The following is a 15,204-nucleotide window of genomic DNA, read 5'->3' on the forward strand; positions in this document are numbered from 1 at the left end:
GGAATCTGTTTAAAAGAGTATGGTTATTTTTCCTTTTTCCAGTTCTTGTTTAATTCGTCTTGTAGTTTACGACTTACTTCTTGAAAACGTTTTAAAGAGGTTTTTTTATGTTTTTCGAATTCAGTTTCTAATTCGTTTAAGTCGCTAACAGCTTTGTTGGTAATTCCAAGGTTTTGCTTGTATTTAAAAACAAAGAAAGCTAGTAAAATAAATAAGGTAATGTAGGTAACGGCTATTACTGTAGAAAAAACAGTTTTGCTAGAAGGCATTCCTAAAATGGACCTACTTTCTTTAAGTGATATAGCTGTTTCTAGTTTGTTTTGAGTATCTGTTAGTTTTTTTTGTAAGGATAATATTTGTTGTTTGTTATCGGTAATAGCACTGTTTTTTTCTGCAATAATGTTTTTTTGAGATTGTATAGAATCTAAAACACTACTTTTTAATGTATTGTATAAAGAAATGCCAATCACTTTGTATTCTTGATAAGTAGTAGATTTTTTATATAAATAATCAAATTGATGATCTATGTCTTGTTTGGTTTCAAAAGGATCCTCAAGTTTATTTGATTTTTGCTGTGGTGTGTTAGATTGAGTTATTCTGTTGATAATCTCGCTTCTAAACTCTTTGGCAAAACTCGTAGAAAGTGTAAAAAGTAAAAATAAGGTTGCTATATATTTCATAAAAAAATCATTCAAATTGCTAGTAGAACGCTAAAGTACTAAAATCATTGTTTATAATAAAAGAGATGTATTTTTCCTAACTATTTAATTCAACTTTACTTTAGTATATTTACCTTTGTAACCCTTAAGAAAAGAACATATGGATTTCGGAAAAGAATTTGAAAAGTATGCTACTAAGCACCATGGTATTAGCAGTACTCATTACGATAAAATAGTTAGTTCAGTAACTCCATATATTATGGAAGAACGTCAGTTAAACATTACACAAATGGATGTTTTCTCTCGTTTAATGATGGATAGAATTATTTTTTTAGGAACAGGAATTAACGATCAAGTTGCCAACATTATTCAAGCACAGTTGTTGTTTTTAGAGTCAGTTGATGCTACCAAAGATATTTCAATATACATCAACTCTCCAGGAGGAGGTGTTTATGCAGGTTTAGGTATTTATGATACCATGCAATTTATCAAACCAGATGTAGCAACTATTTGTACGGGTATGGCTGCAAGTATGGGAGCAGTATTGATGTGTGCAGGAGCAGAAGGAAAACGTTCGGCATTGCCACATTCTCGTGTCATGATTCACCAACCATTAGGAGGTGCACAAGGACAAGCTACAGATATGGAAATTACTGTAAGAGAAATTAACAAATTAAAACAAGAATTATATACCATTATTTCTAATCACTCAGGTCAACCTTTTGAAAAAGTTTCTCAAGATTCTGACAGAGATTATTGGATGAAAGCCGAAGAAGCTAAAGCTTACGGTATGGTAGATGAAATTCTTGCAAGAAAATAAATTGGTTGTTTGTTTTTAGGAGTTGGTTGTTGGTATAGGAATTAAAACCTATCAACCAAAACTACAAACCATTACCAAAAATTAGGAAAGATGTCAAAAGAAGGAACGGAGTGCTCATTTTGTGGGCGTAAGAAGGAAGAAACAAACTTGTTAATTGCAGGAGTAGATGCTCACATTTGTGATAGTTGTGTCTCTCAGGCCTATGGAATTTTATCAGAAGAAATAGAAGAGGAATCTACTAGTAAAAATTCTGATTTAGTGGTAAAAAAGCCAAGAGAAATTAAAGAGTTCTTAGATCAATACATTATTGGACAAGATCAAACTAAAAAGACCATGGCAGTGGCGGTTTATAACCACTACAAAAGATTAACACAGCCAGATACTTCAAGTGAAGAGGTAGAAATAGAAAAAAGTAACATGGTTTTGGTAGGTGATACCGGAACAGGAAAAACATTAATTGCAAAAACCATTGCAAAAATGTTAAATGTACCTTTTTCTATTGTAGATGCTACAGTGTTAACGCAAGCAGGATATGTAGGGGAAGATGTTGAAAGTATTTTAAGTAGATTGTTGCAAGCTGCAGATTACGATGTAGAAAGTGCTGAGCGTGGAATTGTATTTATTGATGAAATTGATAAAATTGCTCGTAAAGGAGACAATCCATCCATTACACGTGATGTTTCTGGAGAAGGAGTACAGCAAGCCTTACTAAAATTATTAGAAGGAACGGTGGTGAATGTGGCTCCTAAAGGAGGACGTAAACACCCTGATCAAAAATTTATTGAAGTAGATACTAAAAATATTCTATTTATTGCAGGTGGAGCTTTTGCTGGAATTGAACGTAATATTAGCAAACGTTTAAACAGACAAGCAGTTGGTTTTGGAGCATCATTAAGTGAAGAAAAAGTAGATGCTAAAAATTTACTACAATATATTATTCCAACAGATTTAAAAACCTTTGGATTGATTCCTGAAATCATAGGTCGTTTACCAGTGTTGAGTTATATGAATCCTTTAGATGCTACAGCTTTACGCGCTATTTTAACAGAGCCTAAAAACTCATTAATTAAGCAATACACCAAATTATTCCAAATGGATGGTATTGAGTTTACAGTTAATGAAGAGGCTTTAAACTATATTGTAGAAAAAGCGATTGAGTACAAGCTTGGGGCTAGAGGATTACGTTCTTTATGTGAGGCTATTTTTACAGATGCCATGTTTGATATGCCAAGTACTGATGAAACCTCTTTTGAGGTTACTAGAGCGTATGCAGAAAGTAAATTAAGCAGTACCATGTTAAAGCAATTAAAACAAGCTTCGTAATTAAAATTATGAAGTGTGAATTTTATAAAAAGAGCCTGATAAATATTATTTTATCAGGCTTTTTAGTTTAATTTTAAAAAGATGAGTATTACTCTTTTAAAGCAAAATTCACCATCCAATTGATTCCAAATTTATCAGTAAACATTCCAAAATAATCTCCCCAAAAAGTATTATCCATCGGCATGGTTATTTGTCCTCCAACAGATAGGTTTTTAAATAGTTTGTCTGCTTCTTCTTTACTATCAGTATGAATTGATATAGAAAAATTATTTCCTTGTATAAAAGGAGGAGCCCAATCGCCTTCAATAGTATCACTACCCATTAAAAGAGTGTTCCCAATAGACAAGCCAATATGCATAATTTTGTTTTTGTAAGATTCTGGTACTTCAAAACCACCCCCTTCGGGCATTTCGCTAAATCTTCCAACATAGTTGAATTCTCCACCAAATATGGATTTGTAAAAATTAAAAGCTTCTTCACAATTTCCATTAAAATTTAAATACGTGTTTACTGTTGCCATTTTATAGGGTTTTAAGTTTATGAAATGTGTCTGTTCTGTTTTTAAAGTGCTTGATTAGGGAATAAAAATAAGTTTTTTATTGATAAAAACAATTTGGTATTTTGTTGGTTTTTAATGTTTTGTTTGGGTTTTTAAGTCATATATCAATACAGCCAAATCATCATATTTTGTTTTTTGTGTATGATGGAATTCTATACCTATATTTGTATAAAAATGAAAGTAAATTGATATCCAGAGAAACCATAGACCGTGTTTTTGAAACTGCTCGAGTAGAGGAGGTGATTGGTGAGTTTGTAACTTTAAAAAAATCGGGTAGTAGTTTTAAAGGACTTTCTCCTTTTGTAGACGAAAAAACACCCTCTTTTATGGTGTCTCCTGTAAAAGGAATTTGGAAAGATTTTAGTACAGGTAAAGGAGGAAATGCCATTTCATTCTTAATGGAACACGAGCATTATTCTTATCCTGAAGCTATTCGTTATTTGGCAGACAAGTACAATATTGCTATTGAAGAAACAGAGCAGTCTGACGAACAAAAAGAAGCTGCAGATGAGCGTGAAAGCATGTATTTGGTGTCTAAGTATGCACAAGATTATTTTCATAAAACCATGCTTAATACCCAAAAAGGAAAGGCTATTGGGTTGAGTTACTTTAAGGAACGTGGTTTTACCAACGAAATGATAGAAACATTTCAATTAGGATATTGTTTAGATGAATGGACTGCTTTTACCGATGCTGCTTTAAAAGATGGATATGATATTCAGTATTTAGAAAGTACAGGTGTTACCATTGTAAAAGAAGATGGTAAACAATTTGACCGTTTTAAAGGTCGTGTGATGTTTCCAATTCACAGTATGAGTGGTCGTGTGCTAGGTTTTGGAGGTAGAATTTTAACCAACGATAAAAAAGCAGCTAAATATTTAAACTCTCCAGAGAGTGAAATTTACCATAAAAGTAAAATTTTATATGGAATTTATCAGGCTAAAAAAACAATATCAAAAGAAGACAATTGTTATTTGGTAGAAGGGTATACTGATGTAATTTCTATGTATCAAAGTGGAATTACCAATGTGGTTGCCTCTTCTGGAACGGCATTAACCCCAGATCAAATTCGTTTGGTAAAAAGGTTAACCCCTAATATGACAGTTTTATTTGATGGGGATGCTGCAGGTTTAAGAGCTTCTGTTCGAGGTATTGATTTAATTTTGGAGCAAGGAATGAATGTAAAGGTGGTTACTTTTCCTGACGGAGATGATCCTGATTCCTTTGCAAAGAAAAAAACAACTGAGGAGTTAAAAGAATATTTAGAAAATAATCAGCAAGATTTTATCAGTTTTAAAGTTTCTCTTTTGATGGAAGAAGCACAGAACGATCCTATTAAAAAAGCAGGATTGATTCGTGATATTGTGTTAAGTATTTCTAAAATTCCGGATAATATTAAACAAGAAGTATATGTGCAAGAATGTTCTAGAATGATGGATATTTCTGAAACGGTTTTGTTTAATGAGCTTGCTCAAATGCTAGATAAACAAGCTAGAGAAGCAAGTAGAAAGCCAAGTACAGCCCCAAGAATGACTGTGGCATCTTCAAATAAATCTAGAGTCCAATCTTCACAGCATAACGATGCTCCAGACGATGCTGCTTTTCATGAAATGATGATGGCTCAAGAAAATAAAATGGCGGTTTCTCAAGGTAAAAACCCTAAGCAAGCTCCATTAACGGTTAAAGGAATTAATACTTTAGAGTTGTATGAGCGTGAAATCATTCAAATATTATTACTCTATGGAAATCATGAAGTAAATTTTATTGATTGGGTGGAAGATCATGATAAACGAGGAAAAGTAATCATGGTAAAAGAAGAATATACCAATACTGTGGCTCATGAATTGTATTTGCAGTTACAAGATGATGAAATTGAGTTTACCAATCCTTTGTTTTTAAAAATTTATAAAGAAATAAGTTATCAAATCAACCAAGAAGAAAAATTAGCTGTAGAGCGATTGACTAGTCATGAAGATCAAGAAATTTCTACAGAAGTAACCAATATTTTAATGGACGATGAACGTTATGTGTTGAGTGACTGGGCATCAAAAGAAATTGAAGTGGCTCAAAAAACAGATGTTTTACAAAAATTAGTTCAAGATGCTATTTTAAATTTAAGAAGGGTTTTAATTGAACTAAAAGTAAAGGAATTAATGCAAGAAGTGGCAGATGAAGAAAAACGAGTAGAGGCCATACAAGATGTAATGAATTACACACAATTAAAGACTTTGTTATTTGAGAAACTACATAGAGTTTTGTGAAAATACATCTAAAAAATAAGGATCAATTTTTCTTTTTTCCTATATCTTTACATATATAAATATCATAAAAATGGACTCCCAAATTATTTTCAGAAAAGAGATGTTATCTAGTATTGTAGCAATTGTTTTAATGATGATAATGCTTTTTTTTGTGAGAAATGCCATCAAAAAATTCACTTTTGTAAGAGCTATAGATGCTAATAGAAGAAAAGTGATTGTGGTGATTTGTTATATGATTATCTACGCTATTTTTGGAACCATTTTAGCCGTAATATGGGGGGTGGATTTTGATAAGTTTTCAGTTTTTTTATCATCTACATTAGCTGTTTTGGGAGTAGCTTTTGTAGCGCAATGGTCCTTGTTGTCTAACCTAACAGCCAGTGTAATTTTGTTTTTCAATCACCCAGTTCGAATTGGGAGTAGAATTAGAATTTTAGATAAAGATTATGATCTTACAGGAGAGGTAAAAGACATTACCAGTTTTTATTTTTACATAAGAACCGATAAAGGAGAAAACATTACGTTTCCTAACTCATTAATTCTTCAAAAAGGAATAGAATTGTTAGAAGATAAAGCAGTCTAATGCTCTGTTTTTAGTATATTTCGTCAAAATTTTTTCTTGAAAACAATTGTCGTTTCTGTTACCAATGATTTAGTGATAGATCAACGTGTGCATAAAGTTTGTACCACGTTGCAAGAAATGGGTTTTGGCATTCACTTAGTAGGTAGAAAACTAAAGAATAGCTTACCCATTAAAAGAAATTATAAAACAACTAGAATTAAATTGTTGTTTAACAAAGGACCTCTGTTCTATGCAGAATATAACTTTAGGTTGTTTTGGTTTTTGCTTTTTACTAAAAAAGATGTTTTATTGTCTAATGATTTAGATACGTTATTGCCTAATTTTTTAGTGTCAAAAATTTGTAATAAACCTATTGTTTATGATAGTCATGAACTTTTTACAGAGGTACCAGAATTAATTCACAGACCCAAAGTACAAAGGATTTGGTTAGCAATAGAACAATTTATTTTTCCAAAATTAAAGGATGTTTTTACGGTTTGTTCTTCCATTGCTACTTACTATCAAGAAACATATGATGTTCCTTTAAAGATAGTAAGAAATGTGCCAAATTCTACTAAGACAATTAAAGCAGATAATAATAAGATTAAAAACTTTATAAGTGCCAAACAAGCTGTAATTTACCAAGGAGCTGTTAATGTAGGAAGAGGAATTGAGTTGATGATTGATGTGGTTGCAAATATGGATAACACTGTTTTATGTGTGTTTGGAGATGGAGATGTTTTTAAAGAAGTTTCTGAAAAAGTAAACAAACAAGGCTTACAAAATAAAATACTTTTATATGGAAGAATGCCTCCACTAGAGTTAAAAAGGATTACACCTTTGTTTGATGTGGGGTTGTCTTGGGAAGACAATTTAGGAATGAATTACAAATATGCCTTACCCAATAAAGTGTTTGATTATATTCATGCAGAAATTCCTTGTTTGGTTTCCGATTTACCAGAAATGAAAAAAATTACTTTAGGTTATCAGGTAGGAGAAGTTTTGTCATCTAGATCTATAGATCAATTAAAGGAGCAGCTACAAGTATTAATTGATAACAAAAACACATATAAAACAAGTTTGTTGATTGCTAAAAAGGAATTGAATTGGGAAAAAGAATCGGAGATTATTAAAGAAGTTTATAGTAAGTTTTTATGATCATTATTTATTCAGATATTATTACTTCTAGGTTAATTTATACTTTAAACGTTTTGTTTAAATACGTGTTAGGGGTAGATTATAAACTAACCAATAAACTTTATGAGTTTAAAAAATCGTCTTTGCCAAAAATTAATTACTCATCAAAAATAATAGAGAAATCTTTACAAATTATTCCATCAAAGTTATTGTTTGAAAAAGGTATAAAAAATCAAAATATTGAGCTAGAGTGGAGAAATCATGTTCCTTATTTTTTTAAAACCAAGGGTGATTTTTTATTTGATATTTTTGCCTCTACCTTTTACATGGTTAGTAGATACGAAGAGTATTTGCCTTTTCAATCAGATGTTCATGGACGTTTTAAAGCAGAAGATTCTTTGTCTTTTAAAAACAATTTTCTTAAAAAACCTGTGGTAAATTTGTGGTCTTTAGAGTTGCAAAATCAATTGTTAACATTGTTTCCAGCGTTGAGTTTTTCTAAAAAGAAGACAAGTTATTTAAATACGTTGGATATAGATATTGCTTATGCCTATAAGGCAAAAGGAACTATAAGGTTTTTAGGCGGATTCTTTAAAGCAATGATGAAAAGAGAGATTGCAGAGATTCAAGAAAGAAAACAATACCTAAGATCAAAAACAGATCCGTTTGACACTTATAGTTTTATTGCCGATAGTTCAAAAGGTGTTAAAACTAAATACTTTTTCTTGTTGGGAGATAGAGCAAAACACGATGTTAACATTCACCATAAAAGGAAGGGATTAAAAAAGTTGATTTTAAAGTTAAATGAACAACATTCAATAGGAATTCATCCTTCTTATCAATCTAATAAAAAACCCGAATTATTATCAAAAGAAGTTAAAAGACTAGAAAATATATTAAGGACTAAGGTAACCAGTAGTAGGCAGCATTTTTTAAAAATGAGTTTACCATTTACTTATGAAAACTTAATTAGTCAAAAAATAACTAAAGATTATACCATGGGCTTTGCCTCTCAAATAGGTTTTAGAGCAGGAATTTGTAATGTATACCCTTTTTATAATTTAGAAAAAGAAGAACAAAGACCTTTGTGGATAGTGCCTTTTCAGGTAATGGATGGAACTTTAAATAAATATTTGAATTTAACACCCGAACAAGCTGTGGTTGAACTTAAAAATTTAATTAATGAGGTAAATAATGTAAATGGATTGTTTGTTTCTTTATGGCATAATTCTTCTTTGGGTGAAACAACTATTTGGAAAGGTTGGAAAAAAGTGTACAAGGAAATGTTAATTTTAATGAAGTAATTCCGTAGCTAGATAATGATTTCAATTTGCATTCCTGTATATAATTATGATGTTACAAAACTTGTAAAAGTTTTAACTGACCAAATGAATTTGTTAGATAAAGCCTTGGAGTTAATTGTAATTGATGATGGTTCTAAAGAACAGTATAAGTTAAAAAACAAGGAGTCTTTATCAAATCATATTTATATTGAACTGCCACAAAATATAGGTAGATCTAGAATTAGGAACTTATTTAAGCAATATGCTAATCATCCGTTTTTACTTTTTATGGATTGTGATTCAATGGTTGTTAATAAACAGTTTTTAGCTAATTATATAGAAGCGGTTGACTTTGGAGGATTGGTTTACGGAGGAAGAATTTATCCAGAAAAATTGCCAAATAAAAATAAAAAATTGAGTTGGTTGTATGGAAGAGAGGTTGAAAGTAAAAAAGTTATTGATAGAAATAAACATCCTTATCTAACATTTATGACAAACAACTTTTTAATTGACAAAAGTGTTTTTGATTTGATTTTGTTTAATGAACAAATAACTGGCTATGGTCACGAAGACACATTGTTTGGCTTTGAATTAAGTAAGTTAAAAGTAAAAATAACACATATTAATAACCCTGTTTTGAATACTGATTTGGAGTGTAACAAGGAGTTTTTAAACAAAACAGATCAAGCTTTGGGTAGCCTAAAATTAATATGTTTAGAGTTGACTAATAAAAGTGAATTTTATGCCTATGTAAAATTATTGAGGTTTTATAACAAAATGACACCCTTTCAGCTTAAAGTAATTAATGGTTGTTATTTTGTTATAGGAAAATTAATTAGGCAGTTATTAGCTAGCGGTTATTATTCTAAAAGGTTGTTAGATTTTTATAAAATTGGTTATTTTACCTCTATTAATAGGTAGCCTTATTGCTGATGCACAACTTCAAAAACCTCCCCGTTTTCTACCTTAAAAGTACGTTGTGGATATTTTAAAATTAAAGAATAATCATGAGTAGCCATTAAAATAGTTTTTCCACTTTGATGAATTTGATTTAGTAATTCCATTACTTCCATAGAAGTTTTAGGGTCTAAGTTTCCTGTAGGTTCATCAGCAATAATAAGTTCCGGATCGTTTAACAAAGCTCTAGCAATGGCTATACGTTGTTGTTCTCCACCAGAAAGTTGAAAAGGCATTTTGTATCCTTTATCTTGCAAACCAACTTTGGTTAAAACCTCGTTAATTTTGTTGTTCATTTTGTTTTTGTTTTTCCAGCCTGTTGCCTTTAAAACAAAGAGTAAATTTTCATTAATACTTCTGTCGTTAAGTAATTTAAAATCCTGAAATACAATTCCAATTTTACGTCTTAAAAACGGAATTTGTTTTTCTTTTAAACTAGGTAAATCATAATCAACTACCTCTCCAATACCATCAATTAAAGGTAAATCACCATAAAGAATTTTAAGTAAGCTACTTTTTCCACTTCCAGTTTTTCCAATCAAGTAAAAAAACTCTCCTTTATTTATTTCAAAGTCTAAATTCTTAAGAATTAAAATCTTGTCTTGAAAAATATTGGCATTTTTTAAGTATAAAACAGGCTTAGACATATAGTGATTGTTTTATACAAACATATTTAAAAATTAGGAAACCTTAAAGACTAAACATCTATTACTTTATTGGCATGTAAAAATGTGTAGTATCTCTTTGTTTTTTGGCTTTATACTTGATGTGTTTGTTAGGTAATTTTTAAAATTAGATATAATTATTAGAAATAAGGATTCAAATAAATACTTGTTGTTTCCGTTAATTGATAAGGATATTATTTATTTTTAATCTTTGAATAAATAGAAAGAATTTATGAAGAAACAATTTGTGAGAATTGCTAGTGTGCTGCTGTTAGGTTCGGGTACATTAATGGCTCAAAATAGTTATAAAGAAACGCCATCTGTAAAGTGGTATTCTAAAGCAGTCTTAGCTTTTGATAAAGAAGAATACTCATTGGCAAAAGAATATTTACAAAATGCAACGGTAGATGATTATAAAGAACCATCTGTACAAGTGTATAAAATATTAACAAACTTAGCTTTGAATGAAGACAAGGCTGGAGTAGAAACCGAAAAATATTTAAAATCAAATCCGTTTACAAGTCAAAGAACAGAGTTAATTTTAGCGTTGTCTAATTATTATTTTCAAAAAAATCAATACAAAAAAGCATTAGACTGGTTTGAACAGTTAGATGTTAAATTGTTAACCAGTGAACAAGAAAATAACTACAATTACAAATTAGCTTTTGCCAATTATACCCAAAAAAATTATGTAAAAGCAAAGCAATATTTACTTCCAATTTCTAAAAGTGGGGCTTATCAAAATGAGGCTCATTATTATTTGGGAAATATAGCCATGGAAAATCAAGATTATGAAACGGCTTTGTATCATTTTAATCAATTGGAAAATGTAACCAAATACAACAAAGAAATAGGATATCAAAAATTGGTAATTTTATATCATCAAAAGCAATATCAAAAAGTTGTTGATTTAGGAGAGGCACATTATCCTCAAGTTCATGGTTTGTTAGAGCAATCTGAAATGTCTAAAATAATAGGAGAGAGCTATTTTTATTTACACAATTATAAAAAGGCTGTTTTATACCTATCAAATTATAAAGGAAGACATAAAAAGTTTACCGAAGCGGATTATTATTTTTTAGGATACGCTTATTATCAACTAAAGGATTATAATGCTGCTATTGATAAATTTAATAAAATCACCGATGAAAAAAGTGCTGTATCTCAAAATGCTCATTATCACTTAGGAGATTGTTATTTAAAATTAAATCAAAAAACACAAGCTTTAAATGCTTTTAAGAACGCATCAGAAATGGATTTTGATGCAGAGATTACACAAAATGCATATTTAAATTATGCCAAGTTAAGCTATGAAATTGGAAATCCGTATGAGAGTAGTTCAGAGGTTTTACAAGCTTTTGTTGATGATTATCCAAACTCACCAGAGGCAAGTTTAATAGAAGGGTTAATTGTAAATGCTTATTTGCAATACAAAGATTATCAGGGAGCGATTGATTATTACGACACTCAAAAATTAGTGAAAGATAAACAATATCAACAGATCTTATTACAAAGAGGTTTTGAGTTGTTTACGGCTCATAAGTACAAAGAAGCGTTGTCTTTTTTTGGTAAATCTGCAAATATGTATGATGATAAGATTACTAAATTAAGAGCATTGTTTTGGATGGCCGAAAGTTTATCTGAAATGTATAATTTTAAAGATGCTGCTTATGAGTATGAAATGTTTTTAAAGTATGAGGAAGCTAAAAAACTACAAGAATACCCCGATGCTGTTTATGGATTGGCTTATGGTTTGTTTCAGCAAAAAAAATATAAAAATGCACTAACGTATTTTGAAAAGTACCTTACTCTTGCTAATGATTCTGCTAAAAAAAGAAATGCTGTATTGCGTATTGCCGATTGTCATTTTGTTAATAAAACTTATTGGAGTGCTTTAGAAAATTATAACAAAGTAATTAAGAAAAACACAGATCAGGTAGATTATGCCATGTATCAAAAAGCCTTGTCTTACGGTTTTTTAGGAAAAGACGATCAGAAAAAAGAAGCTTTAAAGACTTTACAAAATCAGTTTAAAACATCTGCTTATTTAGATAAATCCTACTATGAATTAGGGAATTTATTAGCCAATAAAAGTCAGAATAACGAAGCTTTAGCAGCTTATGATGATTTAATTTTTAAATTTCCCAAAAGCCCTTTGGTAGCAAAAGCCAAGCTAAAAACTGGAATTATTTTATTCAATACCAATAATAATGAGGGGTCTGTTAAGATATTAAGACAATTGGTTGCCGATTATCCAGGAACTGCAGAAGCAGTACAGGCCGTTAAAATGGCAGAACAGGTTTATAAGGATATGGATCAGGTTGATGTTTATGCAAAATGGGCTACTCAGTTGGAGTTTATGAACATATCTGATGCAGATATTGACAAATCTATGTTTGAGGTTGCAGAGAATAAATATTTTGCAAACGAGTTAAAAGAGGCTATTTCTAGTTGTAAAAAATACTTAATTAATTTCCCAAATGGAATTCATGCTTTAACAGTTCATTTTTATTTGGCACAAGCATATTTTAATACTGGTGCTAAAGAAAATGCTGTTCCAGAGTATCAAGAAGTTTTAAAGGTAAATACTAATGAATATACAGAAGTTACTTTAAATAAATTGTCTCAAATTTATTTAGAAAATGAAAATTGGGAGGCTGCTAGTAAGTTGTTGTTAAGAATTGAAAAAGAAACTACAAACGCTCAAAGCAAAGTATATGCGCAAAGTAATTTAATGAAGTATTACTATCAAAAAGAAGATTACAAACAAGTGTTGGTTTATACAAATATTGTGTTAAATAATAACAAGAGTTCCGAAGATGCTGTGGCTGATGCCTATGTGTATGGAGCAAGAAGTTCGGTAGAATTAAAAGAGTTTGCCACTTCAAAAACCTATTATCAAAAATTAGAAACCATTGGTAAAGGAAATGTAAAAGCCGAAGCAAATTATTACAAAGCATTTTGGTTACATCAAGACAAAGCATATCAAAAATCTAATGAGCAAGTACAGTTATTGGCCAGCAAATTTCAAGGATATAAATATTGGGGAGTAAAAGGTTTGTTATTAATGGCTAAAAATTTCCATGCTTTAAATGATGATTTTCAAGCAAACTTTATTTTAAATAATGTTATAAAAAATGCTGTTGAGTTTAATGATGTAACACAAGAAGCCAAAGCTTTATTAAAAGAATATAAAGGAGAAGAGGCCAAGGAAAAACAACCAACAACTACAGTTGAAAGTAAGAAAGTTAAAGAAGAAGAACTGGTTTTAGAAGCTGTAAATGAAATGTAAGATGAAAAAACAATTAATAATACTAAGCTTGTTTGCAACTGCGTTTACTACTTACGCACAAGAGGAACAAGAAGACATAAAAAAAGAAGATGTAGTGGTAGAGTTTTCATTTAACCCTACGCTTTCTGATGTTTTTAAACTAAAAACAACTCCGAATGAAATGGAGAGTTTTCCAAAAAAAGCAATTTTATATCAAATAAACTCTAAAGGAGTGCCTTCAGATTTTGTACCTATTCCTAAAAAAGTAGTTTATGTAAATATAGATGAACCTAAACCAATAAACTATGCTAATTATATATATGGGGCAGCTGGTTTTTACGGAAATGGAGAATTTGAATTGTTGTTACAACCACAAAAAACAAATAATAATTACGAATATGGGTTGAGTTTAACCAGTTACAATGTTCAAAATGGAATTGATAATAAAAAGGTAGATAATGGTCAGTGGAAAGTAGATTTAGGATTGTTTTTAGCCAAAAAGGGTAAAAAAATAGATTGGAGAACCGATATAGATTATCAAAACAATCAAATACATTGGTATGGGTTAGACAATAATGTTCCGTTGGCTACTTATCAAGATCAAAAAGTAAAACAATCATATAAAAATTTAAGATTTTCTGGGGTTGTAGATTATAAAAATGCCATTGTAAAAAGCTTAATGCCATCGCTTCAGTTTTTTTCAGATGACTTTAGTAGTTCTGAAGTAGATGTTAAATTAGGAACTGAGTTAAATTCTACTTATTTAGCAGATATTATAAATTTAAAAGTTGATTTTCAGTATTTAAATGGAAGTTTTAATCAAAGTTATGGAGCTACCGATAATATTAACTATAGTTATTTAAATATTGGAGTAACACCATCATATACCTATAAAGCCGATGGATTTCAGCTAAGTACTGCTTTAGGGTTATTTGTTAACAATAACAAAGAAGACTCTAATACCGATTTTTTGTTTTTACCAAAATTACAAGCTGATGTTATTTTAATTGAAGATATTATGAGTTTACATGGTGGAATTAGAAGTGAATTCAACCAAAACTCTTATGCTAGTTTGGCCTCAGAAAACCCATTTGTCTCTCCTACGTTAAATATACAAGCAACACATACTCCTGTTGATTTGTTTTTAGGTTTAGATGGTGCTTTGTCTAAAAGTATTAATTATGGAGTAGAAGGAAGTTATAAAACAATTAAAAATCAAGCATTGTACCGTCACAATAATAATTTGGTGGCTAATGGAGCATCTTTTGAAATGATGAATAGTTTTGGGGTGGTTTATGATGATGTAAACGTGTTTTCTGCCAAAGCAAATGTAGAGGTAGATTTTTCTAAATATGTAAAAGCTGGAGGAAATATAATTTTTAATAATTACGATCCAAAAACTGAAGCAAAAGCATGGAACCTGTCTGAGGTAGCTATGGAAACTTATGCCAATTTTCACAATGCAAAATGGTTTTCTCAATTAGGAATTAATATTGTTGATGGTAGGTATTCTTTATCACCAGCAAATCAGCCACAAAAGCTTGATGGGTTTTTAGATATGAACCTAAAAATGGGATATAAAATAAATCAAAGATTACATACACATGTTAATTTATACAACATGCTAAGTAATAAATATCAATTATATAGAAACTATGGGGTTCAAGGAGTACAGGCAGTAGTAGGACTTTCATATAAATTTTAATT

Annotated in this window: 12 protein-coding genes; 9 read left to right on the plus strand and 3 right to left on the minus strand. The window is 30.2% G+C overall.

The features are described from left to right. Positions 1 to 23: 23 nt before the first annotated feature. On the minus strand, positions 24 to 680 hold the full coding sequence (locus tag ACXGQT_RS11310) for a hypothetical protein (RefSeq protein WP_457828705.1): 657 nt from the start codon (positions 678 to 680) through the stop codon (positions 24 to 26). Positions 681 to 819: 139 nt separating this feature from the next. Between ACXGQT_RS11310 and clpP the strand changes: the two genes are divergently transcribed. Both clpP and clpX read left to right on the plus strand, forming a co-directional pair. Beyond that, complete coding sequence (clpP, locus tag ACXGQT_RS11315; RefSeq protein ID WP_457828706.1) at positions 820 to 1,479, plus strand: ATP-dependent Clp endopeptidase proteolytic subunit ClpP; 660 nt, start codon at positions 820 to 822, stop codon at positions 1,477 to 1,479. Positions 1,480 to 1,569: 90 nt separating this feature from the next. Beyond that, positions 1,570 to 2,802 carry an ATP-dependent Clp protease ATP-binding subunit ClpX gene (gene clpX, locus ACXGQT_RS11320; protein WP_457828707.1) on the plus strand — a complete coding sequence of 411 codons (1,233 nt, stop codon included), beginning with the start codon at positions 1,570 to 1,572 and terminating at the stop codon, positions 2,800 to 2,802. A gap of 88 nt (positions 2,803 to 2,890) precedes the next feature. On the opposite strand, the gene ACXGQT_RS11325 is transcribed toward clpX, so the two are convergent. After that, entirely contained in the window at positions 2,891 to 3,322 is a 432-nt protein-coding gene (locus ACXGQT_RS11325) for a VOC family protein (RefSeq protein ID WP_457828708.1), read from the minus strand. Between the two features lie 224 nt (positions 3,323 to 3,546). On the opposite strand from ACXGQT_RS11325, the gene dnaG reads away from it, so the two are divergent. The 5 genes from dnaG to ACXGQT_RS11350 all read left to right on the plus strand — a co-directional run bounded on the left by dnaG (position 3,547) and on the right by ACXGQT_RS11350 (position 9,525). Continuing rightward, the gene (dnaG, locus tag ACXGQT_RS11330; protein ID WP_457828709.1) at positions 3,547 to 5,622 is read left to right on the plus strand and encodes a DNA primase; all 2,076 of its coding nucleotides are present in this window, start codon (positions 3,547 to 3,549) and stop codon (positions 5,620 to 5,622) included. A 70-nt stretch (positions 5,623 to 5,692) separates the two neighbouring features. Further along, positions 5,693 to 6,205 (plus strand): mechanosensitive ion channel domain-containing protein, encoded by a 513-nt coding sequence (locus ACXGQT_RS11335; RefSeq protein WP_457828710.1) that lies wholly within the window; start codon positions 5,693 to 5,695, stop codon positions 6,203 to 6,205. A gap of 36 nt (positions 6,206 to 6,241) precedes the next feature. Beyond that, entirely contained in the window at positions 6,242 to 7,342 is a 1,101-nt protein-coding gene (locus ACXGQT_RS11340; RefSeq protein ID WP_457828711.1) for a glycosyltransferase, read from the plus strand. After that, positions 7,339 to 8,625: a polysaccharide deacetylase family protein gene (locus ACXGQT_RS11345; protein WP_457828712.1), complete on the plus strand. Its 1,287-nt coding sequence runs from the start codon at positions 7,339 to 7,341 to the stop codon at positions 8,623 to 8,625. The genes ACXGQT_RS11340 and ACXGQT_RS11345 overlap by 4 nt, the downstream gene beginning before the upstream one ends. A 15-nt stretch (positions 8,626 to 8,640) precedes the next feature. Then, positions 8,641 to 9,525 (plus strand): glycosyltransferase family 2 protein, encoded by an 885-nt coding sequence (locus tag ACXGQT_RS11350; protein WP_457828713.1) that lies wholly within the window; start codon positions 8,641 to 8,643, stop codon positions 9,523 to 9,525. Between the two features lie 2 nt (positions 9,526 to 9,527). Here ACXGQT_RS11350 and ACXGQT_RS11355 read toward each other — a convergent pair whose 3' ends face one another. Further along, a complete protein-coding gene (locus tag ACXGQT_RS11355; RefSeq protein ID WP_457828714.1) occupies positions 9,528 to 10,208 on the minus strand; it encodes a cell division ATP-binding protein FtsE in 681 nt (226 codons plus the stop codon). A 250-nt stretch (positions 10,209 to 10,458) separates the two neighbouring features. On the opposite strand from ACXGQT_RS11355, the gene ACXGQT_RS11360 reads away from it, so the two are divergent. Together ACXGQT_RS11360 and ACXGQT_RS11365 are read left to right on the plus strand one after the other, a co-directional pair. Continuing rightward, entirely contained in the window at positions 10,459 to 13,518 is a 3,060-nt protein-coding gene (locus ACXGQT_RS11360; protein ID WP_457828715.1) for a tetratricopeptide repeat protein, read from the plus strand. Position 13,519: 1 nt separating this feature from the next. Next, positions 13,520 to 15,202 (plus strand): hypothetical protein, encoded by a 1,683-nt coding sequence (locus ACXGQT_RS11365; RefSeq protein WP_457828716.1) that lies wholly within the window; start codon positions 13,520 to 13,522, stop codon positions 15,200 to 15,202. Positions 15,203 to 15,204 lie beyond the last annotated feature (2 nt).

The organism is Wenyingzhuangia sp. IMCC45467, from assembly GCF_054111205.1.